Origin of the sequence: Levilactobacillus fujinensis (assembly GCF_003946335.1) — a bacterium.
Classification (GTDB): Bacteria; Bacillota; Bacilli; order Lactobacillales; family Lactobacillaceae; genus Levilactobacillus; species Levilactobacillus fujinensis.
In genome coordinates, this window is the sequence record NZ_RHNX01000020.1 from 1 (window position 1) to 24,181 (window position 24,181).

At 47.1% G+C, this 24,181-nt stretch carries 24 protein-coding genes; 20 read left to right on the forward strand and 4 right to left on the reverse strand.

The window, feature by feature from the left end; translation table 11 throughout:
* The first annotated feature begins 50 nt into the window (after nucleotides 1-50).
* From EKM89_RS08175 to EKM89_RS08210, 8 genes are all read left to right on the forward strand, one after another.
* Entirely contained in the window at nucleotides 51-1,394 is a 1,344-nt protein-coding gene (locus tag EKM89_RS08175; RefSeq protein WP_125687489.1) for an FAD-dependent oxidoreductase, read from the forward strand.
* 282 nt (nucleotides 1,395-1,676) lie between these two features.
* Complete coding sequence (trxA, locus tag EKM89_RS08180; RefSeq protein WP_048734622.1) at nucleotides 1,677-2,003, forward strand: thioredoxin; 327 nt, start codon at nucleotides 1,677-1,679, stop codon at nucleotides 2,001-2,003.
* Nucleotides 2,003-2,266, forward strand: a complete 264-nt coding sequence (locus tag EKM89_RS08185; RefSeq protein ID WP_048734623.1) for a metal-sensitive transcriptional regulator — start codon at nucleotides 2,003-2,005, stop codon at nucleotides 2,264-2,266. The genes trxA and EKM89_RS08185 overlap by 1 nt, the downstream gene beginning before the upstream one ends.
* Nucleotides 2,267-2,342: 76 nt before the next feature.
* Complete coding sequence (locus tag EKM89_RS08190; RefSeq protein ID WP_125687491.1) at nucleotides 2,343-2,735, forward strand: fluoride efflux transporter FluC; 393 nt, start codon at nucleotides 2,343-2,345, stop codon at nucleotides 2,733-2,735.
* Nucleotides 2,732-3,094, forward strand: coding sequence for a fluoride efflux transporter FluC (locus EKM89_RS08195; protein WP_225421852.1), 363 nt, complete (start codon nucleotides 2,732-2,734; stop codon nucleotides 3,092-3,094). Before EKM89_RS08190 ends, EKM89_RS08195 begins: the two co-directional genes overlap by 4 nt.
* 76 nt (nucleotides 3,095-3,170) lie before the next feature.
* Nucleotides 3,171-3,998 (forward strand): DUF1129 domain-containing protein, encoded by an 828-nt coding sequence (locus EKM89_RS08200; RefSeq protein ID WP_125687493.1) that lies wholly within the window; start codon nucleotides 3,171-3,173, stop codon nucleotides 3,996-3,998.
* 286 nt (nucleotides 3,999-4,284) lie between these two features.
* Nucleotides 4,285-5,223 carry a hypothetical protein gene (locus tag EKM89_RS14220; RefSeq protein WP_225421853.1) on the forward strand — a complete coding sequence of 313 codons (939 nt, stop codon included), beginning with the start codon at nucleotides 4,285-4,287 and terminating at the stop codon, nucleotides 5,221-5,223.
* A gap of 32 nt (nucleotides 5,224-5,255) precedes the next feature.
* Nucleotides 5,256-6,065, forward strand: coding sequence for a hypothetical protein (locus tag EKM89_RS08210; protein WP_125687495.1), 810 nt, complete (start codon nucleotides 5,256-5,258; stop codon nucleotides 6,063-6,065).
* 430 nt (nucleotides 6,066-6,495) lie between these two features.
* Here the strand turns inward: EKM89_RS08210 and EKM89_RS08215 are convergent, their stop codons facing one another.
* Nucleotides 6,496-7,494, reverse strand: a complete 999-nt coding sequence (locus tag EKM89_RS08215; protein WP_125687497.1) for an LCP family protein — start codon at nucleotides 7,492-7,494, stop codon at nucleotides 6,496-6,498.
* A gap of 228 nt (nucleotides 7,495-7,722) precedes the next feature.
* Between EKM89_RS08215 and EKM89_RS08220 the strand changes: the two genes are divergently transcribed.
* From EKM89_RS08220 to EKM89_RS08245, 6 genes are all read left to right on the forward strand, one after another.
* Nucleotides 7,723-8,196, forward strand: coding sequence for an S-ribosylhomocysteine lyase (locus tag EKM89_RS08220; protein ID WP_125687499.1), 474 nt, complete (start codon nucleotides 7,723-7,725; stop codon nucleotides 8,194-8,196).
* Between the two features lie 127 nt (nucleotides 8,197-8,323).
* A complete protein-coding gene (locus EKM89_RS08225) occupies nucleotides 8,324-9,406 on the forward strand; it encodes a hypothetical protein (protein WP_125687577.1) in 1,083 nt (360 codons plus the stop codon).
* Between the two features lie 85 nt (nucleotides 9,407-9,491).
* Nucleotides 9,492-10,589: a hypothetical protein gene (locus EKM89_RS08230; RefSeq protein ID WP_125687501.1), complete on the forward strand. Its 1,098-nt coding sequence runs from the start codon at nucleotides 9,492-9,494 to the stop codon at nucleotides 10,587-10,589.
* A 154-nt stretch (nucleotides 10,590-10,743) separates the two neighbouring features.
* A complete protein-coding gene (locus EKM89_RS08235) occupies nucleotides 10,744-11,073 on the forward strand; it encodes a PadR family transcriptional regulator (protein ID WP_125687503.1) in 330 nt (109 codons plus the stop codon).
* The gene (locus EKM89_RS08240; RefSeq protein ID WP_125687505.1) at nucleotides 11,066-11,395 is read left to right on the forward strand and encodes a DUF1048 domain-containing protein; all 330 of its coding nucleotides are present in this window, start codon (nucleotides 11,066-11,068) and stop codon (nucleotides 11,393-11,395) included. Before EKM89_RS08235 ends, EKM89_RS08240 begins: the two co-directional genes overlap by 8 nt.
* A gap of 155 nt (nucleotides 11,396-11,550) precedes the next feature.
* Nucleotides 11,551-12,765: a helix-turn-helix domain-containing protein gene (locus EKM89_RS08245; RefSeq protein WP_125687507.1), complete on the forward strand. Its 1,215-nt coding sequence runs from the start codon at nucleotides 11,551-11,553 to the stop codon at nucleotides 12,763-12,765.
* A gap of 90 nt (nucleotides 12,766-12,855) precedes the next feature.
* Here the strand turns inward: EKM89_RS08245 and yicI are convergent, their stop codons facing one another.
* Nucleotides 12,856-15,144 carry an alpha-xylosidase gene (gene yicI / locus EKM89_RS08250; protein WP_125687509.1) on the reverse strand — a complete coding sequence of 763 codons (2,289 nt, stop codon included), beginning with the start codon at nucleotides 15,142-15,144 and terminating at the stop codon, nucleotides 12,856-12,858.
* 950 nt (nucleotides 15,145-16,094) lie between these two features.
* Here yicI and EKM89_RS08255 point away from each other — a divergent pair.
* From EKM89_RS08255 to EKM89_RS08275, 5 genes are all read left to right on the forward strand, one after another.
* Complete coding sequence (locus EKM89_RS08255; RefSeq protein ID WP_225421854.1) at nucleotides 16,095-17,381, forward strand: PTS transporter subunit EIIC; 1,287 nt, start codon at nucleotides 16,095-16,097, stop codon at nucleotides 17,379-17,381.
* Nucleotides 17,371-18,270, forward strand: coding sequence for an alpha/beta hydrolase (locus EKM89_RS08260; protein WP_125687513.1), 900 nt, complete (start codon nucleotides 17,371-17,373; stop codon nucleotides 18,268-18,270). Before EKM89_RS08255 ends, EKM89_RS08260 begins: the two co-directional genes overlap by 11 nt.
* A 26-nt stretch (nucleotides 18,271-18,296) precedes the next feature.
* A complete protein-coding gene (locus tag EKM89_RS08265; RefSeq protein WP_125687579.1) occupies nucleotides 18,297-19,154 on the forward strand; it encodes a LysR family transcriptional regulator in 858 nt (285 codons plus the stop codon).
* A gap of 347 nt (nucleotides 19,155-19,501) precedes the next feature.
* Nucleotides 19,502-20,347 carry a sulfite exporter TauE/SafE family protein gene (locus tag EKM89_RS08270; protein WP_125687515.1) on the forward strand — a complete coding sequence of 282 codons (846 nt, stop codon included), beginning with the start codon at nucleotides 19,502-19,504 and terminating at the stop codon, nucleotides 20,345-20,347.
* Entirely contained in the window at nucleotides 20,347-20,721 is a 375-nt protein-coding gene (locus EKM89_RS08275) for a DUF1634 domain-containing protein (RefSeq protein ID WP_125687517.1), read from the forward strand. Before EKM89_RS08270 ends, EKM89_RS08275 begins: the two co-directional genes overlap by 1 nt.
* A 359-nt stretch (nucleotides 20,722-21,080) precedes the next feature.
* On the opposite strand, the gene EKM89_RS08280 is transcribed toward EKM89_RS08275, so the two are convergent.
* Both EKM89_RS08280 and EKM89_RS08285 read right to left on the reverse strand, forming a co-directional pair.
* Nucleotides 21,081-22,382, reverse strand: a complete 1,302-nt coding sequence (locus tag EKM89_RS08280; protein ID WP_125687519.1) for an MFS transporter — start codon at nucleotides 22,380-22,382, stop codon at nucleotides 21,081-21,083.
* Between the two features lie 25 nt (nucleotides 22,383-22,407).
* On the reverse strand, nucleotides 22,408-23,022 hold the full coding sequence (locus EKM89_RS08285) for an RraA family protein (protein ID WP_125687521.1): 615 nt from the start codon (nucleotides 23,020-23,022) through the stop codon (nucleotides 22,408-22,410).
* A gap of 124 nt (nucleotides 23,023-23,146) precedes the next feature.
* Between EKM89_RS08285 and EKM89_RS08290 the strand changes: the two genes are divergently transcribed.
* A complete protein-coding gene (locus tag EKM89_RS08290) occupies nucleotides 23,147-24,010 on the forward strand; it encodes a LysR family transcriptional regulator (RefSeq protein WP_125687524.1) in 864 nt (287 codons plus the stop codon).
* Nucleotides 24,011-24,181: the final 171 nt, after the last annotated feature.

Genomic DNA, 24,181 nt, shown 5'->3' on the forward strand with positions numbered 1-24,181 from the left:
TTATTCTAATGATAAACAAAAAATCTGTCATCATTAATAGATAAAAATCTATTACCAACAACAGATATTGTAGAACCACTATTTACGAACGCCACACCAATGTTTCTTTCTTGTCCTGTGGAATTTCCTTGTTCCTGGACGGTCAAGTCAAGCATCTCGAGGACATGTTTTATTCTTCTCCTGAACAACTGACCGATATGGGGGCCAAGATTAAGACACGGCACAACGTCTTAAAGATCGACTCAGAAAACAAGACAGTTGATATTGTTGATATGGATACAGGTAAAATGACCACGGACACCTATGATAAATTAATCATGGCGACGGGCTCGACCGTGACTGTGCCACCTATTTTTGGTATCGATGAAGATAAAGTGATGTTATGTAAAAATTACGACCAAGCCAAAGCCATTGACAAGGCCGCTGCAGGCAACAAACGAATTGCTATCGTCGGTGCCGGGTATATCGGAACGGAATTGGCTGAAAGCTATGCCCGGACCGGTCACGAAGTCCAATTGTTCCAATCACGCGAGATCATTTTGAATCACTATGTTGATGAAGGATTATCTGGCCGGATTGTGAAATTATTAAGCGACAATGGGGTCGATGTGCAATTACAACGGCGGGTAACATCCTTTACTGGGAACGAAGATGGAGAGTTAGTCATTGAAACGACCAACGGCGACTTTACGGCTGACTTAGCCATCGTTTGTACCGGTTTTGTTCCAAACACCGAGCTTTTGCGGGGGCAAGTTGAAATGGATCGGCATGGCGCAATCATCATCAACGATTACGTTCAAACGTCTAACCCGGACATTTATGCCTGCGGGGATGCTAGTGTCGTTAACTTCAACCCGACCGGCAAGCCAGCCTACACGCCATTGGCGACAAATGCTGTTCGTCAAGGCATGTTAGCCGGTATTAATATCTTTGGGAACATTCAACGTTATATGGGCACACAGGCCACTTCTGCCATGCAGATTTTTGGGCACACCTTAGCTTCCACTGGGCTGACCATCGAACATGCCTTACAATCAGGGCTGGATGCTGACATGGTTACCTTTGAGGGAACTTGGCGGCCAGAATATATGCCAACAACTGACCACTTGGTGATCAATTTGGTCTATGATCGGAGCGACCGACGGATTTTAGGCGCTCAATTGTTGAGTAAGCACGAAATTGCCCAGTCCGCTAACGCCATCTCAATTGCGATTCAGAACCGCAACACGATTGATGACTTAGCCTTTGTAGACATGCTCTTCAACCCGAACTTCGATGATCCATTCAACTATCTCAACCTGGTAGCACAAATGGCCGTTGAAAAAGAAGTTAAGCGGGGCAATGATAAGCCACGGTTAACTGCTGGTATGAAGTCAGAACAGAAAGCCAACTAAATTTAGCTGTAGTCATGGCGGTCGTTCACCCGAATAGGGGAGCGACCGCTTTTCTGTGGGGTCAAATGAGACCGAGAGATCAAAATAAGTCGAAATACTAGCCAATATATGCCCCGTGGGGTATACTAATGGCATCGTTAGGCATGGTGGACAGGCTAACAGTGTTATACCTAATGGACTGTAGTGACTGTAGTCATCATCAGGATTAAGACGATCGAGTCAGGTAAAATGGGTTCCGTTAAGTGAATGATTATTATTAAAACGAGCAGGAGGAGCTTCAACATGCAGGCAATTACGAGTAAGGAATTTGAACATATTGGCGACGATACCGCGGTTACGGTCGTGGACTTTTGGGCGGACTGGTGTGGTCCTTGTAAGATGCAAACACCGGTATTAGAGGCTTTGGACCAAGAGTATGGTGACCAAGTCAAGTTTGCTTCTCTCGACGTTGACCAGAATCAAGAGTTAGCACAGTCTCTGGGAATCATGAGTATTCCGTCAATGGTCGTGTTCAAGAACGGTATGCCAACGGAAAAGGTTGTGGGCTTCCATCCTAAGGCCGCGCTCAAGAAGTATCTCGATGAAAAGTTGGGTGAGGTGACCGCTTAATGGTGCAAACGACGGCCAGCCAATTAAAGAACCGGTTGCGACGGGCTGATGGGCAATTACAAGGCATTTTAAAGATGGTTGACGATGGCCGCGAGTGCAAGGACATTTTGACCCAATTGGCTGCTGTTCGCTCCGGTGTTGACCGGATGATGGGGGTGGTGGTCGCTGAAAACGTCAAGCAATGCGTGGCACAAGATCAGCTGACCGACGACCAACAGGCCGAGTTACAGGCCGCTTTAGATCTCGTCGTAAAAACACATTAAGTGAGTAGTAAAGGGTCGTCCCAGGGGCGGCCTTTTTTGCTATAATTGAGGGATACTTTTCGAGGAGGACTTGGTCGTGGCGAATTATCTATCTATTCTGGTGTTTGCGTTTGTTGGGGGAAGTGGGCGCTATTTGATTGGGCAAGTTCTGCCGGCTACGACGGGATTTCCCTGGGCAACGGTGATTGTGAATCTGCTTGGATGTTTGGCGTTGGCCTGGTTGTCGCATGCCAAACGGGTCACGGCCCACTGGCCCAGTGCGGTGACTGTGGGGCTGGGAATCGGTGGCATCGGTGCATTCACGACATTTTCAACATTTAGTGTGGATGCTGTGCGACTGATAACCCAGCAACAGTGGGGAGTGGTCAGTGCTTATTTGACCGTGACCTTGGTTGGCGGTGTGTTCTGTAGCGCTTTCGGTGTCTGGAGTGCGCGGAAATGGTCGACTTTCCGGGTGGTTGAAAAATGATGGCTGGATTAGCGGGCGTTGGCGCAGCAATTGGTGCTTTAGGTCGTTACGGGAGTAGTCAGTTCGTCACCAAATTGACGGGCACATACTGGCCGTTAGCAACCTTACTGATCAATTGGTTAGGGTCCTTATTACTGGGTTTATTAACGGGTTGGCACGCGGAATATACGTTGACGGTCGTACTGGGAACGGGGGTCTTAGGTGGATTCACTACCTACTCGACCTTTAGCCACGAGTTTGTGATGCTGGTCGACCAGCGACGGTGGGGAGCGGCGATGAGCTACTTATTGTTGAGTGTGGTCGGTGGGCTTGGACTCGCTGGCCTTGGCTTCTATTTAGGGATTACATACGGTGGGTAGCCGATAAATCAGTGGTGTTTTAACGCTAACTTCCCTATCATAGAAATAATGAGGAATTGTGAAAGGAGTGGCGGTTTTGGCGGAACACACAACGATTACGGAACAAAATACGGCGCTACGAGAACAACTGTCACCGCAGAATCAAGCATACTGGGATGAATTGGTCGACAATTTACGTCAACAAGCAAAGTTCGCTGACGAGGCGGTCCTGCAAAAGTACTTACGGGAGTTACTTCCAAGCCTGTTAGTCGCACAAGAGGCGCAACAAACCGCGCAACAGTTCTATGGCGCAGATCCAGCAACGGTTGCTGCTAAAATGGGCCGGATCACACGGCCGAAGCCTAGCTGGTTAAGTTGGGACTTACTGGTACCATTCTTGATCTTTACGTTGGGGACGATTATTCCGAGCGCCATCTTGCCCGCGGTGCCGTTTCAACTGTTGTTGGTCGGTTTGGAGTATGTCTTCTTCGTCATTGCCATGGCGTTAGGAATTGGCGTATCGCAGCGGGTCCATACGCAGCGTGGTCAGATTGCAAGTTGGTTGATCATTATCGTCGCGTTGCTACTTGCCATGCGGGTGGCCGCACAGACGGTACCAGCTCAAGGATTAGTCTACCTGACGCGGATCGGCGGTAGCATCACGTTGTTGGTCTTTGCGGTCGTTGTGACCGGATTAACGTGGTGGCATCACCGACGGCACACGAACTCTTGGTTTCCGGCCATTTTAGGGAGTCTGTGGATTACGACACTATTAGCCTTGCTTGCCCGAATTCCGGCAACGTCGGGCTTAATGGTCACGTCGGCAGGAAATCTGTTGATTGCGCTTGGGACCATCCTAGGAGACCTGAGTATCTTAATCATTGGCTGGCACATTTGGCAAGCAAGACAAAATCAGACAAAATAGTTAAGGCGTCTGAGATATCACTTAAAAAGTTGCTCCTTTCAGAATCGTTAGATTCTGAAAGGAGCAACTTTTATTTACGTCACTATGGTGCCGAAACGTGCGGTATAAGGGGGCTTATTGTGTATTTAGTACGGCTAAATAGCAGTTGATATGAGGATTAACATCGAATATAAAAATAAAATTAGCTATTTATAACTATATAAATAGTCGATATGCTGGACTAATTGTGTGCGAGTAGCGTATGATTGGGGAACTAAGAAAATTATGGATATTGGGGGGACGGCGAATGCGGTGGCTCAGCATGGGTTTAGTGTTAGGTGTAGCTATCTTGAACGCTTTTTGGGGAACTGAGCAGGTTGGATCGGCTAGTAGTCAGTATTCAGCGCAACGGTCGAATTCGGTTAAATTGATCTGGCGTCACCGAATGGGGAAACATGTTTTTCACACGGTCAAAGGTGCCCGATACTCGCAACATTTAGGCGTTCGGTATAGCGAAAATTCTGATTTGCCGGACGTGACATGGGTGACAGATGCACATGAAAAGCTCTATCGAAAGGCCAAGGGCTCGTCTGCGATATACTACCACGTGAAGTCAGCTGATGGTCAACACGGCGGCTGGATTTGGCGTGGTTATTTAACGGCGGGGACTGTCCCAGTACAAACAGGTCCGGATCCTGAACGGCCGAGAAAAGCAGAGATACCAGCAGTAAGTCTTTATACTGCCAAAAGTTCAGTGGCCTATGCCCGGGCGATTCAGACGGAACCAGTCTATCGCCTCTCAAAAGCAGTGTGGCAACTTTTCCCAGGAACGAAACTGAATTTGGAATTGTCACGGATGGCGATCGACTTTCCGTCGGAGAATGGCTTACGGGATAAGGGAATGCTGGATAAAAAACACATTATTCATTTTGATTTGGGCAATGACTGGGGGACTTTTCAGGACACCCGAGATCAGCCACTGACAACACGATTGACTTGGCTAAAAAAGCGTCTGGCACAACAGGGGCTCCCGGCTACTAAACGGCAAAGCTTACAGGGATGGTCGATTGGTCTCGACTTTGTGGACGATTTTCCTGCGGCAGCGACGACGGACGAAGATGATGTACACAATGTTAATCAGAAACCACATGGCGATGCCGACGAACATCCTTTACACTATGCTATTGTATTGATTTCACCAGAACGTCTGCACAGCTTTCAAGCGGCGTATGGTGATCAACAATGAGGGGCCTCTATCGGGGAATTCTACTTGGTTTAATGACGTTTCTTATTGGGAATGGGAAGGGCGTAACGGCACAGGCAAGTAGTCAGTACTCAGCGCAGCGGTCGCATTCAGTTCGCTTAGTCTGGCGACAACGAATGGGTCGGCATGTGCTGCAGGCTAAGCGGGGAGCACGATATTCGCGTCATCTGGGGATTCGATATAGCAATAACGACGTGACTCCGACTGTAACGTGGGTGACAGATGCTCACGAGAAGTTGTATGCAAAGGACCGGGGAAAGTCGGCCATCTATTACCACGTCAAAAGTGAAGATGGCACTCTTGGTGGTTGGATTTGGCGCGGCTACCTGACACCGATAAAACAAAGCGCCAGGGTGAGCCCGCAATCCGAACCATTGAAGTCGATTCAAACGGCGATTCATCGGGAAACAAGTAAAGGTTATGCGAGTCCGGTAAATGCCATGGCGATTCCAGTGATGACCCTATTTCCGGGAACCCATTTTGATCAGAGCTTGTATCGCGCTGCGGATACCTACTTGTCGATCGATGATGGACCGGATGCGATGGGCTATGACCCACAAACGGTGACTGGCCGTAAGTCATTAGCTTATTTGTTACGACAAAGCGGGGTGGCACCCAAAACATTCGTTTGTATTATTTTTGAGGCTAAAGACCCGACTAGCAGGGAATCTCTCGATACAGCCTTAACCAAGGCGGGATACACTACCGCCAAGCGGGCCAGCTTTAAGGGATGGTCGATCGGTGGTAGCGTATTGCCAACGGACAGTGACCTGGAGGGCTCAGGGCCGGGAACGGGGATGATATTCTTGGTTCCTAGAGTGTAGGCTTTATAAATGTCCCACATTGGCAGATGCAAAAAGGAGCGGTAATGGATGTCATCGCTCCTTCTTAGGTATTTTCAAATTGGCATCTGAGGTTGAAGGTTAAAATGTTTGCGTTATGACTTGTGATAGTAGAGACTAGCACCACTAAAATAGTGGAAAACAGTCACACTCCAGCTGCCGGAAATTCCGCTTGGGGAACACCTCCAGCTAAAGAGTGGGCTGCCAGGTCGTCCAACGATGTAAGCCAGAAAGGACCCCGACTGACGTTGTCGACACAGCTAGCTGCTTCTCTGGCTCTGATTGGGCACATCCATTTCGAATGTTGAGTTCCAGATGAGTGCTAACATTTAATGTAAATCAATAACGTTTCTATGGGCATTTGGGACCTTTAAACCTCCTTAGTTAAATGACTATTTTTCGTTCAAAACGCCTAGAATCCAGCTGGTTGAATGGCATCTGTTTGGAAAGTAGTGGTGGTTGACAAGTTTAAAGCGTTACGTAAACTTTTAGAAACTTGTTCGATCTCGTTTTGAGGGGCAATCTGGTAGTCGATACCATTTATGGTCGCATTTTCGCCCTGCAAGGTCTGAGATTCGATGTGCCGACTGGTGTGACTGTCTTTGGTACGTAGCCACATGAGGTCGTTAAAGCTCAAGTTTGTCTGTAGATTATTGGTCAGTGAGTCCAAGACAGATTGGTAACGGGCCAATGAGCCGATGCCGGCTTCCTTGAGGACTAGGGCTTTAATGATTTGGCGTTGTCGTGCCTGACGACCGTAGTCACCGCGTGGATCATCGTCACGCATCCGTGAATAAGCGAGGGCACTGGCGCCGTTCAAATGAATCTTGACTCCCTTCGTCACGTTAGCCTGTTCATAGTGAAAGGTCAGCAGTGGGTCGACGGTGACACCACCGACCGCATTGATCATCTTTTTTAGTCCGCCCATGTTGAGTAAGACGTAGTAGCGAATAGGAATGTTAACGAGATGTTCAACCGTCTTAATGGTGGCTTTGGCGCCATACAGTGGATAGGCCGCGTTGATCTTTTCTTCGTCCTGTTGGCTACCCCAGATGTTGACTAGCGTGTCTCGCGGAATGCTTGTGAGTTTAGCTGTTTGTTTGGACGGGTTAATGGTGGCTACGATCATGGTATCCGTTCGCCCAATGTCGTGGCGTCCTAAGGCTCCCGTATCGGTACCTAAAAGTAAAATGGCGAAGGGTTTACCACTAGTCAATGCCGTGTCGTTTGGCTTGACCCCTGCGGCGTGGTAAGTCTTGGAAAATGTGTTCTGGGCGGCATGCCAAGCTCGAAAGCCGTAAACGCCACCGCCGATAAGTAGTAAACAAAGAAGTGCGAACAACCAACGCCAAGGTCGATGAGGTCCGTGAATAAAGTGACGCTGGCGTGGTGGTAATGGTGTATTTTTCATAGTGAATCCTCCCCCTCTAATTCCTCTAATTTCGAAATCCAGTATACCCACGTTTGCCTAGTATGGTGGCAGGAGCGCCTTGAGTTTTACTGTTTCTTAGAGGTCAGTTTGCAAATTTACTAAGCAATCGTGAAAGCACGTTAAATTAATAGCCGTCGACCTAACTTTTGGTGTAAAGTAGGAATGTACAAATACTTTACATACAATTGAAAAAGGGAGTTGGCAATAATGGCAAAAGTTGAAAGTTTTACTTTGGACCACACAGCTGTTAAGGCACCATACGTGCGGTTGATTACCCGGGAAACGGGCGCTAAAGGCGACGTTATCTCGAACTTTGATTTACGGTTAGTTCAACCCAACACCAATGCAATTCCAACGGCCGGGTTACACACGATTGAACATTTACTGGCAGGTTACTTACGTGATGAGATGAGCGGGGTTATTGATTGCTCCCCATTCGGTTGTCGGACCGGTTTCCATTTAATTACTTGGGGTGAACAATCTACTGAAGAAGTTGCCAAGGCGTTGAAGGCTGCACTTCACCGGATTGCCTTTGACACGGAATGGAAAGACGTTCAAGGCACTGACAAGTACAGCTGTGGTAACTACCGAGACCACAGCCTCTTCTCTGCTAAGGAATGGAGCAAGGATATTTTGGACAAGGGTATTTCTAAAGATCCCTTCACTCGCGAAGTCGTCTAGAGGACGTTCAGTTATTAAACAAACCTAGCGCGCCGGCCAATAGGCTAGCGCGCTATTTGTTGTGGTACGCTTAATGTAATGAATGGCTGTCAATTGTAAAGATGACGTAAGGGGGAGTGTGTTAGTGATGAAGCGGATTAGCAGATGGCTAATCGTCATCGCATGTTTTACGGGCCTCTTTGGGGGTATACAGGCCCAAGCTATGGTCAAACAGAAAACGCCGGCATTGCAGCCGGTGGGACGCCTGCGAATACTAAATGATACGCGGGTGCATTTTGTACACGCACCAAAGCACTATGCGCATACCAAACATGTTATGACCCATACCATCAAGTCATCACGGGGAACGTCCGTGACGTTTAAGACTAAGTACCTATTGCCACAACCGGGATATCACCATCAGGCCTGGGGAAATCCGCAGAGCCTGGCGATGACCGGTCGATATTTGTATGTTGTTTATTGCCCGACGACTTGGCACAACCGGGGTCGAATCGTCCGCTACGATGTCAAAAGATTAACAGCATTAAAGGCTACAGCAACTGAACTCCAGCATACGTATGCCAAACACGCAACGCCAAAGGAAAAACGATTGCGTGGTGCCATTAAAGTTGGTCCCATTTTTGCCACCGGGCACGGTCAATCTTTAGCGTATAACTGGCATAATCATCATTTGTACATGTGGTGTGACCGGGAGAAAAAACCGCGGGTACCCATCAATCAGTATGGTTATATTCAGCAAATTAGTGCGCACAGTCTGAGGCCAGCCTACCAGATTCGTTTTCGCTTGCATCGCGGGCACTACGCCGTTCCTGGGGGTCATGTTCTCGCCTTTGATAAGGCCGGCCGGGCCTACTTCTGGTCGAATCCAGCCGGGTATCGGGCAAATATTTATCAGGGGCGAATTTCACGGCATAAGGTCTCCTTTCGCTTGACCCATCAGGTTTTACGTCGTGGACCCGGAACTCATGTGCAAGGGATTGCCGTAAATCCACATAATAATCGCTTGTATTTGGTTGCTGATGGATCGATTGCCAGTCTGCCGATTCAGAAATTGGCGGGACGGGGCCATCTGACCGCTAAACAGGTTCGCTGGACGCGATTCGCGTCGCGCCGAGAGTTCGAAGGCCTCGCGTTTACGACTAGTGGACACGGTTACTTACTCACCAATCATGATCCGGAAATTCTACGGGGAAATCGAATCAGTTGGTAAGTTCAGATCTTAAAAAAATGAGCTTTACTCCTCAATTGATAGCACTAGTGATAGACTAGCTGAAAAGATTGGGGGGTTAGGGATTATGCGAAAGTTAGTCGTTTTTGGGGCGTTACTTCTCGGTGTGGGGCTGGGGATAACACCGTTAGTTCCAGCGCATGCCATCACCATGGTTGACCAGACTAAGGCGGCACTGACTACGTCGAAGCAGCGACCGCTGGATGACAGTCAGGTTCATTTTGTGTCAGTGCCCAGTAGTTATGCGTCGGCGACTAATCCAAATGGAATCAACACCATTGTTAGTGATCAAGGAAGCCCAGTCACGTTTACGACGAAATACTTGTTGCCCATCCCTGGTTATCAACACCAGGCCTGGGGCGATCCGCAGAGTATGGCGGTCGTCGGCCAGTATCTGTACGTGATCTACTGTCCGACGGCTTGGCATAATCGTGGGCGACTGATCCGGTTTGATATGGCAAAGTTGAGCAGTTTAAAGGCGACACCGCAGCGGATTCAAAGTATCTACCGCGCGAAAACACCTGTTACGAGCCAGACCAAAGCGATTCGTGCGGCCATTAAAGTTGGCCCCGCATTTACCACGGGTCATGGGCAATCGTTGGCCTATAACTGGCATGACCATCAGCTTTATATGTGGCAGGACCGTGAGTCCGCGCCACGGATTCCTATCAGTCAGGCCGGGGTCATTCAACAGCTGAATCCTAGTAGCCTAAGGCCTGTCCGGCTGGTTCATTTCCGTTTGAAGTCCAAGAGCTTAGCTGTTCCTGGCGGTCATGTGCTGGCGTTCGACCGGCAAGGCAATGCTTATTTCTGGTCACGGCCCAACGCAACCGAGGTCTACCTCTATCGGGGTCACATTGGCCGGCGGCACGTGCACTTTCACTTAACCAGTCAGATACTGCAGCACGGTCCCGGCACCTGCGTTCAAAGTATGGCATACAATCCCAACAACGGCCGTCTTTATTTGGTCGCCGATGAGTCAATTGCCAGCCTACCAGCCAGCAAGTTGGCTGGGAATGGGAGCCTGACAAGTGGGGATGTGAAATGGACTCACTTTGCCTCCAAGCGAGAGTTTGAGGGCTTGTCGTTTGGTTACGATGGCAAGGCCTACTTGTTGAGCAATCATCAGCCAGAAGTATTGGTAGGTAATTCATTAAATTGGTAAATTAAGCCAAGGCCGTTCTCTTTAACTGAGACGGCCTTTTTGATCAAGTCGGATTATGGAACGAGCGCTTGATGCAAATGGAAGTTGACAGGTAAACTACTTTGTATTACTATATAGCAGTACTTGTTATTACAGAGTAGTGAGGAGTAACCCTATGAAAATTGCAACAGAGCTGTTAAAGGGTGTGTTGGAAGGCATCGTCTTGCAACGAATTGGCACCGGTGAAACGTACGGCTACGAGATTACCCAATACCTGAATGATCACGGGTTTGAGGATGTTGTTGAGGGCACAGTCTACACAATTTTGATGCGATTAGAAAAACAACAGTTAGTCGCTATTGAAAAGAAAAAATCAGATCGTGGTCCTGCCCGTAAATTTTATCAACTCAATGCAGCTGGCGAAGAGCGGCGCGCTCAATTTTGGCAGCAGTGGGCCTACGTCAGCACTCAGATGACGCAGTTAAAGGAGAAAACACATGATTAACTACATTAAGAAAATGCGGCAAGAGAAGCGCGATTATCGTGAATTCAAACGACGGGTGGCGGCCTTACCAGCACCCTATGAGCAAGCAATGACATCGTTGGAAAAATATCTGTGGAATTTAGCCAGTGGTGATGCGATGTACACTGTGTTAAAGAATATCCTGGACATGTTTGAGTCGGCCGCAGCGGATAGCGTGAGTGTAGAACAAGTGGTGGGCAACGATCTTGGTGCCTTTGCAGACAATTTACTTGAGGAATTTCCGGAGGCAACCTGGGTCAATCAGCAGAAAGAAAAGCTGCAACGACAAGCATTCAAGAAGTAAATTTGGTTGGGAGAAATCGTTCAACTGAACGGTTTCTTTTTTATTATAATAGATAACACCTAATATAATTAAATTTATTAAGCAAAATGATAGCTTTCTGCAGACGGCTCCGTTAAGATAGTCAGTATCAGAACTCGCAGGAAAGGGGGCGATGGATGGTGGCGATGAGAATTGCGTTTTTAGTGCAACGCCATGCAGATAAGGGGCATCCACGCGTACATAATATGTTTGTTATTGGCCAGCCAATTCTTCAAACTGGTGAAGAGGGGACACTGGCTTATAACAAGTCGATGGCCGGATGGGGCTTGGTGACAACGATAACGTTTGATGAACATCGACGATTTGTCATTGGTTTTTCAACAGACAAGAATATCGTCTTAAATGAAAAGAATGTCGCCACTTATGAGCAGGCAACGACGGACGATGATCTCAATCAAGTCCTCCGTCATCAGGGATATCAGCTACCGCCAGTGATACCTACGGCAGACAAACAGTTAGCCCAGCACCTACGGCAAGTGTTGCCAACGATTCAATGTCTGGATAGTTTACCCAAGGCGTACGTCGTGGTGGACTGTGAATTTGGGATACTCTTTCGCACACAGAATACAGGCAGTCAAATTATTCGGGAACAGGCAGTAACGTTAGGAGAAAAGGCGGGAATCTTTCAGTTGGGCGCGTTGGGCTACGCGGACGATTGCACCCCAATGCTGAATTTTAACCGCTACGTCGACAACCCCGCATTTACGCCTGAAATGAAGTTACGTGGTCTAAGAGAAACGGGCTTAACACTGGCAGCATATGAACAGCAAGCAGCACCATTGGCCGTGCTACAAGCGTTTATTGCGCAGATATTGTGTCAGCATTATCCATTAGTGTTTTGGGATCGAACGAACGATCTGCGCTTACTGAGAAATCTATTTGCCGTCCATTATGATGACTTGTCGACGGCGGAACAGCGGATACTAGCGGAGCCCTTAGCCATTTTTGATGGGAGCGAGTACACCAACCGCGTCATTACCCGGAGTAATCATCAACGGGAGAGCGTTCACCATTACCTGCCGTTAAATGGGGTTGCAGGGCTGCTGAACGTGTTTAATCCTAATCAGCATAATGCTTTATGGGATGCCGAAACGACGCATTATGTTGTCCAAGAGCTTGCTAAGATCCATCAAATGGAACCACTGATTTTGGGAGCGCCGCAAGTCATTTCTTCTCAGCCTAAACCGCGCAGAACGGTGTCCCAGTCGCCAGCGACCTTTCAGGAGTTGCGGCAAGCCGGACAGACTTACCGGGAGATAGCGACGCGGTTCGGTGTCAGTGCCAGTACGGTGTGGCGAGCAGTCAAGCACGGCGGAGAACGGGTTAACTGAACGAAGTGGGGACAGCAAAAAAGCACCCCTAGCGACTCACGGGTCGCTAAGCGTGCTTTCTCATTTAATGGCTAACATTAACGTTTTAGATTACAGGGTAATCGTTGCGTTGGCACCGTCTAAAGCAGCCTTCGTAACCTTACCGTCTTCGTGGACGTAGATGGTAGCGGAGCCAGTCAAACCAGTAGTTGTAACCTTTAATTGGTTACCGCTACGGTCAACAGTGACTTTACCAGCATCCTTACCCTTTTGGTCAACAACGGCAACGGACGTTGAACCTTCATGCATATCGTACAAATGAATGTCCAGATCCTTGGTGAAGTCGTAATCAGCATGGACGGCTTTAGGGTTCCGTAAGAGGATCGTGTTGTCACGAGCCAGTACAGGGAGATCCAATTCACCATAGTCTTTACTGATCCACTTACCTTCGGCAACGTTGTAGGTTTCACTGTCGTCAATGATACTTGTCCACTTACCAGCTGGCAGGTAGAAGTTGACGTGGCCTTCCTTGTTGAAGACAGGGGAGACTAACAGTTGGGTCCCAAACATGTATTGGTTGTCCAAACTGTGGGTCGTCAAATCATTGGTGAAGTCGAACCACATTGGCCGCATTAATGGATTACCATAAGCGGTGTTGTGGGCAGCTTGTGTGTACAGGTATGGCATCAAGGACAACTTCAAGTTGACGAACTTACGAGTGTTCTCAACGGCTTCGTCATCGAAGTTCCATGGTACACGGTAAACGTTACTACCATGGTAACGACTGTGAGAAGACAACAGACCGAATTGTGACCAACGCTTGTAAAGGTCTGGCGTAGGGGTATCAGGTCCATCTTCAAACCCACCAATATCATGGCTCCAGAATGCAAAGCCGGAACTCAAGAAGGACAAGCCGGCGTGTAACGTATCGGACATGTTCTTGAAGTTAGATAAGGCGTCACCACCCCAGTGAACTGGGTACTTTTGAGAACCGACAGTAGCGGAACGTGCGAAGACAACCGCTTGGTCCTTACCCTTGTCTTCAGCAATGGTGTCAAAGACAGCCTTGTTGTATTGCAGGGTGTAGTAGTTGTGTTCGCGCTTAGGGTCTGAGCCATCAAAGAAGACAGCATCATCAACAGGAATCCGTTCACCGAAGTCGGTCTTGAAGCAATCAACACCCATGTCAAGCAGGGCTTGTAACTTGCTCTTGTACCACTTAACGGCGTCTGGATTGGTAAAGTCAACGAAGGCATTACCAGCTTGCCAGAGGTCCCATTGCCAAAGGTTACCGTCTTCACGCTTGACGAAGTAACCGTTCTTCTTGCCTTCTTCAAACATCTTACCCTTTTGGGCGATGTATGGGTTGATCCAGACACAAACCTTGATCCCACGGTCATGAATCTTCTTGATCAGACCTTCTGGATCTGGGAATTCGTCACGATCCCATTCCATGTTGCTCCATTCGAAGCCCTTTTGCCAGAAGCAGTCAAAGTGGAAGACATCCAATGGAATGTTGTGTTCCTTCATGCCGTCGATAAACTTCAAAACGGTCTTTTCACTGTAATCAGTGGTGAAGGAAGTCGTCAACCAAAGACCGAATGACCATGCAGGTGGTAATTGCATGCTACCAGTGAGTTCAGTGTAACGATGTAAAATTTCTTGAGGAGTTGGCCCATAGATAACGTAGTATTGTAAGGATTCACCTTCAGTACTAAATTGAACGGCGTCAACGTTTTCAGAGGTAACTTCGAAGTCAACCGTTTGTGGTTGGTCAACGAAGACACCGTAGCCAGCATCCGTTAAGTAGAATGGGATGTTCTTGTAAGATTGTTCAGAAGCAGTCCCACCATCTTGGTTGGTGATTTTAACAACTTGGCCGTTCTTGATGAAGTTCCCGAAGCGTTCACCTAAACCGTAAACCTTGTCTTCAACGCCAACAGCAAGCTGTTCACGCATGTAATGGACGTTGGTATCATGGTTTAAGATTTCGCCTTGAGCCTTGTTCCGAGAAGCAGTCAAGACCTTACCGTTAGCAGTGAATTCCATATCGAAGTCTTCACGCAATGGCAGGGTAACAGTTAAATCGCCACTCTTCAATGATGCTTTCTTTTCCGTAACGTCGATGTCAACGTTAGGATCTGAGTTGTTAAGCTCGTATGAAGGACCTTTGGTATCTTGATCAAAGTGGGTTAACTTAACACCGATAACATTCTCAACGGGGGAGGTGAGCTTAATTGTGCTCATCCCGAGGTTTAATTCGTCTCCCCGAGTTAAAATCCGTTTGTAAGGTGCGTAGACGTTTAATGCTTTACCCTCTTTTTCGGCTTCGAATGCTTCAGCCGGTGAGTTAACGTCGTACTCGTCACGAGTTAACCAATAACCATTAGTAAACTTCAAAGTAGCCACTTCCTATTCATAATATTTGAGAACTTGATTAAGATTCAACATAACGTTCAACTAGCGCTACGCTGAAGATGAAACCACCATAACAACATAGTAGCCAGAAAATTTAAGCATCTGACAGTTTGGCATACGGATTGTTGGAACCGCATACATATTTATAAAGGTCATAAACACTTAAACGCCAACTACCTCCAACCAGTCAATTCAAGGAGTCCCTGGGTTGACCTTAAACAATTTGCCAACGTGTGAGCCAATCACTAAGTGACGGATCATACGCCTGAAGCTTGTCCAGAAGTTATCTTGCAACCAATTACGGATTGAATGTAACGGGGAACAAGATAACGATACCGGCAATTCTTGGCACGCTTTGCGTGGAAGAATAGCAGATACGTTAGAAATATTAAAACAAACCGTGCGTAAAATTTCCAGTAGCCCAACCGAATTTTTCACGCCATGAAAGCAACACGTTAGTTTAACGCTAACGACTTAGATGATGAAACCAATCTGTTTTCACCGCCTATAATTATTTTAAGTCGGCCAACCAAAGTTGGTTGGTTGTTTACTCCAACATACTAACACGTTTTGAAAACGCATACAAATGGTAAATGGTTTTACTTAGACGATTTTATTTTTGTTTTATATGGTGTACCGCCTAATGTAAGCATACCACATAGGGTGTTCGATAGGGACTTTCGCTGATATTGTTGCGGTTTGGTTGGTGTTATTGAGAAGTGAACGTATCTGGAGAGTGATAAGAATTCGGAGTAGAGGTGATAGAATTCCTAGCGGTCAGCGTGCGACAATTTTTAATTAATCTAAGTGTCTTTCATCCCAATCGACCTGCCGTTTATTTAAATATTGTAAAAGTTATAAGGCGTTTAGACTGGGTGGTACGCGTCACGTGGGTATAATAGGAACAAAGCGGATTAAAGGGGTGTATCACCTTGCGAAAATTATGGGGATTGAATCAACGACTCAATCAATGGCGCGCGATACGTGCGATTAAAGAGGCGCTACGGGTGGTTTACCCGTTTATTTTATTAATGACGGTCGTGGATGTTTTAGGGCAGAGTATTTTAGCCAGCGACGGATTTTTCTTTCAGATTTATCATATCGGGAGCTGGTTGCCAGCCATTGCGGTCTGGCGGGTGGTGGTTCAGGTCATGAGCATCGTCATCAATGGGCTAGTAGCTGTTATGGTGGCGTTTATGATTGCAAACTATCTCGCCAAAACATATCGTAGCGATGCCCTGGCAGTTGGCATTATTAGTGCACTGTCATTTCTAACCTTGAACGTGAACTACCAGGCGTTAGGACGTAAGACGACCAGTATGTCACAGTTTATGGAAGCAAACTTGGGGCCCCAAGGCATCTTTCTAGCAATTGTTGTGGGGCTCGGCGTCGGCTGGGGCGCCAGTCATCTGATGACGTGGTTCAGCCGGTGGCGGTTGCGTCATCCACAGTTTGGTCAGCCATCTTGGACTGGACGGATTGTTTTGCCGCTGACCGTGATTCTCCTGATCATGGTGGCTGTGGGTTATGGATTAAGCCTCTTGACCCCGTATGGGATTAATGGGGTCGTCTATCAGGCGCTGAGCACGCTTGTCGCCAATCCGGGGCACCAAGGTATCGTTATTGTGATGGTTACTACGATTAGTAACTTTCTGTGGTGGATTGGATTCGTTGGTCCCGTGAGCCTAGCAGGCAATAGTTCCGTGACGTCGCTACAAAATTTATCCTATGCCATTCAACATGGTTCCGGGTGGGGGGCACCCCATCTCGTGACTTTACATACTTTGGGTGACGCGTACGCCAACTTTGGGGGTGCGGGGATGACCCTTTCTTTGGTCATCGCCATTTGGATTGGGTCGCGGCAGGTTAGTTATCGGCGGATCGCCAACCAGACCTTCCTACCAAACTTGGTTAATTTAAATGAACCGACGTTATTGGGGTTGCCGTTATTGTTCAATCCCATCTTGTTAGTGCCATTTCTGGTTGCACCGGCCGTGAATATCACATTGGCTTGGTTTGCGCTGACTTGGAAATTAGTGCCGCCAATTGTGTACCCTGTGCCACGAACGACGCCGGGGCCACTGATTGCCTACCTGGGAACTGGTGGTGATTGGCGAGCTTTGGTGTTGAGCCTTGTGTGTTTGAGCGTATCTGTCTTGATTTATTTGCCGTTTGTTCGGCTACTCAATCATGAAGGGGGCAGCGACCATGCGGCATAGTTGGTGGCGGTGGTTGGTGGGTATCCTGTTAGTTTTGGCCGTCTTTTTGCCAAGTATGACTTGGATGCAGAACCAAATCACCCAATATAAAACAAATTATAAAACGCCGCTGGATCCGACCATTATGGTGCCCGGATCCAGTGCCAGCCAAAACCGGTTTGACGCGTTGATCAAGGAACTGCGAAAGGAAACCAAGACCGCTCACAGTGTGTTGAAGGTTAAGGTGGCGGAGAACGGACAGCTTTCCTATACGGGTTCGATTCGGCGAGGGGATAACCAGCCCTTTATCGTTGTGGCCTTTGAGAACAATCGTGACGGTTACGCCAATATCGTGAAGCAGGCTCAGTGGTTGAATCTAGCGATGAAGGACCTGATCAAAACGTATCATTTCAATCACTTTTCCACGCTGGGACATTCCAATGGTGGTCTGATATTAAGTTTGTTCTTAGAACGTTACCTCAGTCAGATTAAGGACGTCAACGTTGACCGGCTGATGACGATTGCTACGCCATACAATATGGAATCCAACAGTACGACGACACAGACTGCTATTTTAAAGGAACTGATCAAGTACCGGAAACAGTTGCCAAAGTCCCTGACGGTGTATTCCGTGGCCGGTACTGAGAATTATTCAAGTGACGGGACTGTGCCCGCTAATAGTGTCAATCAGGGGAAGTACGTTTTTCAAAATCAGGTCTCCCACTATACACAGATCACGGTGACTGGGGACGACACAACGCATTCGGCGCTACCACAAAACAAGCAGATCGTCCTTCTGATTCGGCAGTACCTCTTACAAGAAACGTTGCCGGTAAAGGATCGGTACCAAAATCAGGCACAGAATCAAGTGGATAGTCGTAATGCGTCCGACGATCCCGGATTGCCTTAAAAATGAAGTGAAGGCAGGTGGCGACTATGAATTTCCGCCAATTAGAATACTTTTTGGCAGTGGCAAATGCTGGTCAAATTACGGCAGCGGCCCACCAGTTACACATGGCACAGCCCCCGCTAAGCTACCAGTTAAAGCAATTGGAAGCCGAAATGGGCGTGACGCTGTTGAACCGGACCGTTGGTGGAACGACGCTGACACCGGCTGGCAAACTGTTGCGTGATTATGCGCAGCAATTACTGGATTTACGTGACCGTGCGGATAGTCAGGTGCGGTCATTGGGGCAAGGGCTAGCGGGCGTCCTCTCAGTAGGAGTCATTTCCTCGTCGATGGGGGCCACACCTAACGCCAAGTTACGCACATTGACGCGGCACTATCCCAAGGTCCAGATTCGATTGTTTGAGGACAATACGTATGGCCTGATCGACCGGTTGGACAAGCATCTGATTGACGTGGCTATTGTGCGGACGCCCTTTACGGCACCGGGACTGGCCAGTAAAGAGTTGACCACCGAGTCGATGGCGGCGGTCGTGCCACAGAAGTATGACCATTTTCAAGGTGCTACGTTGCGAGTAGAGGACTTGACGACGGTGCCTCTGATTGTCTACCGGCGTTTCGAGCACCTATTTGAAACGACCTTTGCTGAAAAGAAGATGGTCCCATTTATTGCTTGTACCTGCGATGACGCACGGACAGCCGTTCAGTGGGCGAACAACCGGATGGGGGTAGCTATCGTGCCACAGTCGGTAGCGGATGAAGTCAGCGGCATTGGGACGGTCGTCCGCCCAATTCGGTACCAGCCGTGGCGGACGACGCTGAAACTAGTTTGGCCAGAACAGATTACGCCGAGTCCCCTACTACAACGCTTTATTGACAGCTATTGATGGTAAAAAAATGTGAATTAAATATATTTGAAATACAAAATAGGCAGTTGTCCCATATTATTTTTGTATGGGATGATTGCTTTTTCTTGTAACCGATTTAGTGACCGTCAAGATTGGGATTTACGCGAGCCAGCGCTATACTGATAAGGGTAACAACTAAAAATAGCATTAAATGCAACGGTTCACAACGATCCCGATATTAAAAGGCAATTCTTGGTATCACTGCAACACTTCTTGTGATAAAAGTTCTATCAGGTGGCCCGTTTGCGACCACACGAGGTTGCCCCCGTTCCCAGAAAAGATGATAATCGAATTTGTAATTTGGTTCATGAGGAGGATAAATTGTTATGATTCAAACAGCCTTAATCATGTTGGCCGTGGGTGTTTTTGCGGGTATTGCCGGGTCAATCCTGGGTATCGGTGGGGGCATGATCATCACGCCAATCTTGACCCTGGGAATGGGATTAAATATTAAATATGCAATTGGGGCTAGCATCATCGCCGTGATTGCCACGAGTTCCGGATCGACTATCGCTTATTTACGCGACAATGTGTTGAACTTACGGGTCGCCATGTTTTTGGAAATTGCAACGACGACCGGGGCTATTGTTGGGGCCTTACTGACCGGGGTGTTGGACCCGAAGTACCTGTATCTCTTGTTTGGGTGCTTATTGGTCTTCTCCGGTTGGAACATGTACCGGAAGCTCCGACGGGGGTCAGAAGTCCTCCAGCGGGTCGAACCGGATAAGATTGCTTCCAAATTGAAGCTAAATGGGAGCTACTTTGACAAGGCTGAAGCGAAGAATATCGATTACCAAGTGGAAAACGTTCCGGCTGGTTTCTCCGTCATGTTTGGTGCCGGGGTGGCCAGTGGCTTACTGGGAATCGGTTCCGGGGCCTTTAAAGTTATGGCCATGGATACCTTTATGAAGATGCCGCTCAAGCCCTCCAGCTCAACGTCCAACTTGATGATGGGCGTTACCGCGGCTGCCAGCGCGACCGTGTACTTCTTTAACGGGGCGATCTTGCCCGGAATTGCCGTTCCAATGGCGTTAGGTATCTTGGTCGGGGCAGTGATTGGGTCGCGCATCATGCAGATTCTACCAGCACGCTGGATTCGTATTGTGTTTATCCCAATCATCTTGTACATTGGGTTGGAAATGTTGTTTAAGGGATTGGGGGTTCATTTCTAATGGCACAAAATAAATCGACAGCAAATGAAATGGCGCAAGTGGAAACGGTGATTGGTCGCATCCTACAGGTCGGCGTCATCTTCTCCGCCATTGTCATGTTGATTGGCCTCGTCATGTTTCTAACGACCGGATTCTCGGGCTATGACGGGAGCTACGTCCCACGGCGCATGGGCCAGATCTTAGTGGGTACCTGGCAACTGCGACCGTATGCCATCATGATGCTAGGGGTTTACTGCCTCATCCTGACGCCGGTCCTGCGGGTCGTGGTCTCCATCTACGCATTTTATAAGGAGCGCGATCATCTATACGTGGCGATTACGACGTTGGTTTTATTTATTTTATTGGTAGCGCTGTTCATCGGAATCAATGGTTGAGTAATTTAGCAGAATAGAGAATTTGAAAAACCTCTGCGGGGAGTTAGCTGCAGGGGTTTTTGAGTGGAGAACTAAATCCTAAAGAGGTTAAAAGTGACGTACTTAATCAGGGTTGAAGGGCAGCTATTTTACTAATTTAGCCGTGAAAATCTCCACTGTCACAAGCGTAACGTGAATGATTTGGCTTTCTTTAGATGGAGTCTAAAAAGGTGTCATCAATTACTTCTCGATAGTTGATGATGCCTTTTTTACGTGTTGACGGGAAGGCTGGGGCATGACTATCGCTCGTAGGATTGGTCACTATGAAGCTGGCGTAAATGATCATTTTTAGCTCTTAGAAATTAGGTGTGCTACATTGGCTAGTGGGCGACACGTTTTGCAGAAGTTAACTTTAAAAATAAAAAGGCTAACGTCGTTGTGATAATGGTGTAAATGATACCGGTAATCCAGATGCCATTGAACTGTGTGTAAAATCCAGTACCCACAGACTTGAAATAGATGGCCATGAAGCCGCTAATTGCAAGCATTCCAGCACCAATGAATTGACCAACCATATTGGCTAGACCAACTAAAGTACCATAGATGTCGCTAGACCAGTATTCTGAGCCAATCGTATTCATCATACTTACTAGATTAATTAGTATACCAGTAACGAAGGCCAATCCGCCTAAATAAATAACTGAATGAATTTGAATGATATAAGCAGCGTACATAAAAATCATTAGAAATTGAACGACGAATACAATCAATGTACGCGGGATACCACGTTTAATTAGGTGATCGCTAACTATACCAACGATTGGCGTACCAATAGCGCGACCTAGTACATAAATAGTTGAAAGTAAGCCACCAAAAACGACTGCCTTACTTTTATTGACGCCTGTTTGTAAATAATAATCGGTTGCGTAGAGCACAAGCCAGGCGGGAATGAGTCGCGTCCCAACCGTAAAGCCCGACCAAATAAGACTAAACATCCAGAACTTGATGTCTGAAAATATTTTCTTGGTATTTTGTTTATAGTTCATGCTCTTTACGCTACTGTGACCATTGTTGACTGCGGGATTGTGTTTTAAAAAGATAATTGAAATAAATGCAAAGATGACAACAACAACGGCCGTTAAAATAGTTGAGCCTTTCCAACTGGTAAACCCAAATACAGAGTGACCGTTCGTGAGAAGAAGGGTAAAGATTGGCATCAAAAGAAAGGACATTATTTCGCCTAAACCACCGCCGGTTCCAATGAATAAAGTCATGGCCAGTCCCCGCTCTTTGGGTGAGAACCATTCCGTTAGAATTTGACTGGCCGGAATAAAAGCTGCCCCAGATACGAAACCTAAAACGGCTCGCCAGAAAATTGCTAAGTGAAAAGAGCCGCTGAGGACGAAGGCAGACATGCAGATGGCGACGACAACTAAGCCAACGGGGATGACGCGAGTGCCACCAAATTTGTCTGTGGCAATTCCCCACGGAACTTGGCCGATAGCATAGGCGTAAAAGAATACGGAACCCAGAATGCCAAGATCGGCCTGATTGATATGCCAAGCTGTCATCAAATGACCACTAATTCCGGTATAATTCCACCGAATTAATTCGGCAGTACAGTAGATTAGCATACAGACTAATAGGATGACCCAACGATACCAACTACTTTTGCTTTTCATTAATGTTCACCACTCTTTCCAAGGACTAGTTCCAGAGGCGTGTGTAGTTAAATAAATCGGCCGTTGTTTTACCTTTGGCGAGTTCGGATTTTAATTTAAGCTCACTGGCCATCTTAGCCTTAGCCAAGCGTAGTATGGTTTCTGCTTTAGATTTGGCAATGACGACCACACCATCAGCGTCACCAATAATCACGTCGCCGGGTTTTACAGGCAGGCCACCACAGATAATCGGATTTTGAACGGCCCCAAAATCAGCTTTGTTTGTTCCGTTTGGGCAGACGGCCCGTGAGAATACTGGAAATCCTAAATGAATCAATTCGGCTTTATCACGGCAGGCACCGTCAATGACGATTCCCTTGAGTCCCTTTGCAATACAGGAAGTTGCTAACATTTCACCAAATATTCCGGCATCAACAAATTGGTGGCAGTTAACGACGAGTACGGAACCTGGTCTTGCCTCCGCAATAGCCTTGTGAATTGTTAAGTTATCTCGAGCAGGGCAGTCAACGGTATAGGCTTCACCTGAAAAACTAAAGTTAGTTGATAACGGCTTGATATCGTGTTCCATAGCCCCGTATAATCCATTAACGTCACAAATATTACCGGTTGGAATTCCTTTAAATTCATCATAGACAGACATGTGATAGCCTCCAATATTTATTGTTCCTTGATTCACAATAAATTATATATTAAACGCTTACATTTGAATAACGATAGTTTTTTATATATAATATTAAAAAAATAGATATTTGGAGGCGCCTATTATGAGTACAGATTTGATAGAAACTTTCCTGATGATTGTCCGTTGTCAACAGCTTTCAATCGCTGCGAATGCATTATTTGTCACGCAGTCAACGGTGAGTTCAAGACTAGCAAAAATGGAAAAGCTATTGGGGACGCGCTTATTTGACCGAGAACAGGGACATCAAGACCTCTCTTTAACGAGTGCAGGTGAAAAATTAGTGCCACTTGCTGAGCAATGGTTATATTTATCCCAAAAAGCACTGCAATTGAAAGAGACAATTAATAAAACACCAATAAATGTCAGTGGGGTCGACGCAATCAATAATCAAATTTTAACCAGTGATTTTAAAAGAGTGGCTGAGCTTTATCCGGAATATCAACTTAGCATTAAGACATTTCACACGAACGAAATTTATGATCGGGTACGAGATGGTCTAGATGATATAGGCTTAACATTTTCTAAATTGTATAGGAAAAATACGACCAGTACTTTACTGCGTCGTGAGCCGATGTATTTAATAACGGCAACACGACAACAGACCGTTAGTCAGTTAAAAGAATTACGGCGACAGAATGAAATTTACCTCCCTTGGAGCCACGAGTTTGAAGAATGGCACAGTAAGGTGTGGGATAATTCAGTTGCTCCCAGATTAACAGTCAACACCGGTTCCATGCTGGGAGCGTTTATTGAAATTGAGAATGCTTGGACCATTGCACCAAGTTCAGTCATTACTTTGATTAAGAAAATGAATGTGGGGGTTCAAACCGTTGAAGTGAATGAGAAAATTCCGGAGCTAAATATCTTCCAAATTACGCGGCAGAACAACAGCGAGCGTTACCAGTCGTTCCTAACGGTGTTTGAAAAGCGGCTATTTGACAAATAGCGTGTACCACACGAAAGTCGGTTGGTTACGGGATATCTTTTGGGGTACGAGGAAACTTGAGGCCGGTAAGGCGATGATTGGACAATGTTGCCTAATTTTAGTCTCAGTATCGTTGTGACAACGGTCATGATGGGCATTTCAGACCTTTCAACCTTCAGTTTCGTCTAAAAA

What these genes read in the sequence shown, in the direction of transcription:
- trxA (WP_048734622.1), top strand. Translation starts at nt 1,677, where the DNA reads ATGCAGGCAATTACGAGTAAGGAATTTGAACATATTGGCGACGATACC.
- EKM89_RS08185 (WP_048734623.1), top strand. Translation starts at nt 2,003, where the DNA reads ATGGTGCAAACGACGGCCAGCCAATTAAAGAACCGGTTGCGACGGGCT.
- EKM89_RS08195 (WP_225421852.1), top strand. Translation starts at nt 2,732, where the DNA reads ATGATGGCTGGATTAGCGGGCGTTGGCGCAGCAATTGGTGCTTTAGGT.
- EKM89_RS14220 (WP_225421853.1), top strand. Translation starts at nt 4,285, where the DNA reads ATGCGGTGGCTCAGCATGGGTTTAGTGTTAGGTGTAGCTATCTTGAAC.
- EKM89_RS08210 (WP_125687495.1), top strand. Translation starts at nt 5,256, where the DNA reads ATGACGTTTCTTATTGGGAATGGGAAGGGCGTAACGGCACAGGCAAGT.
- EKM89_RS08215 (WP_125687497.1), bottom strand. Translation starts at nt 7,494, where the DNA reads ATGAAAAATACACCATTACCACCACGCCAGCGTCACTTTATTCACGGA.
- EKM89_RS08220 (WP_125687499.1), top strand. Translation starts at nt 7,723, where the DNA reads ATGGCAAAAGTTGAAAGTTTTACTTTGGACCACACAGCTGTTAAGGCA.
- EKM89_RS08225 (WP_125687577.1), top strand. Translation starts at nt 8,324, where the DNA reads ATGAAGCGGATTAGCAGATGGCTAATCGTCATCGCATGTTTTACGGGC.
- EKM89_RS08230 (WP_125687501.1), top strand. Translation starts at nt 9,492, where the DNA reads ATGCGAAAGTTAGTCGTTTTTGGGGCGTTACTTCTCGGTGTGGGGCTG.
- EKM89_RS08235 (WP_125687503.1), top strand. Translation starts at nt 10,744, where the DNA reads ATGAAAATTGCAACAGAGCTGTTAAAGGGTGTGTTGGAAGGCATCGTC.
- EKM89_RS08240 (WP_125687505.1), top strand. Translation starts at nt 11,066, where the DNA reads ATGATTAACTACATTAAGAAAATGCGGCAAGAGAAGCGCGATTATCGT.
- EKM89_RS08245 (WP_125687507.1), top strand. Translation starts at nt 11,551, where the DNA reads ATGGTGGCGATGAGAATTGCGTTTTTAGTGCAACGCCATGCAGATAAG.
- EKM89_RS08260 (WP_125687513.1), top strand. Translation starts at nt 17,371, where the DNA reads ATGCGGCATAGTTGGTGGCGGTGGTTGGTGGGTATCCTGTTAGTTTTG.
- EKM89_RS08265 (WP_125687579.1), top strand. Translation starts at nt 18,297, where the DNA reads ATGAATTTCCGCCAATTAGAATACTTTTTGGCAGTGGCAAATGCTGGT.
- EKM89_RS08270 (WP_125687515.1), top strand. Translation starts at nt 19,502, where the DNA reads ATGATTCAAACAGCCTTAATCATGTTGGCCGTGGGTGTTTTTGCGGGT.
- EKM89_RS08275 (WP_125687517.1), top strand. Translation starts at nt 20,347, where the DNA reads ATGGCACAAAATAAATCGACAGCAAATGAAATGGCGCAAGTGGAAACG.
- EKM89_RS08280 (WP_125687519.1), bottom strand. Translation starts at nt 22,382, where the DNA reads ATGAAAAGCAAAAGTAGTTGGTATCGTTGGGTCATCCTATTAGTCTGT.
- EKM89_RS08285 (WP_125687521.1), bottom strand. Translation starts at nt 23,022, where the DNA reads ATGTCTGTCTATGATGAATTTAAAGGAATTCCAACCGGTAATATTTGT.
- EKM89_RS08290 (WP_125687524.1), top strand. Translation starts at nt 23,147, where the DNA reads ATGAGTACAGATTTGATAGAAACTTTCCTGATGATTGTCCGTTGTCAA.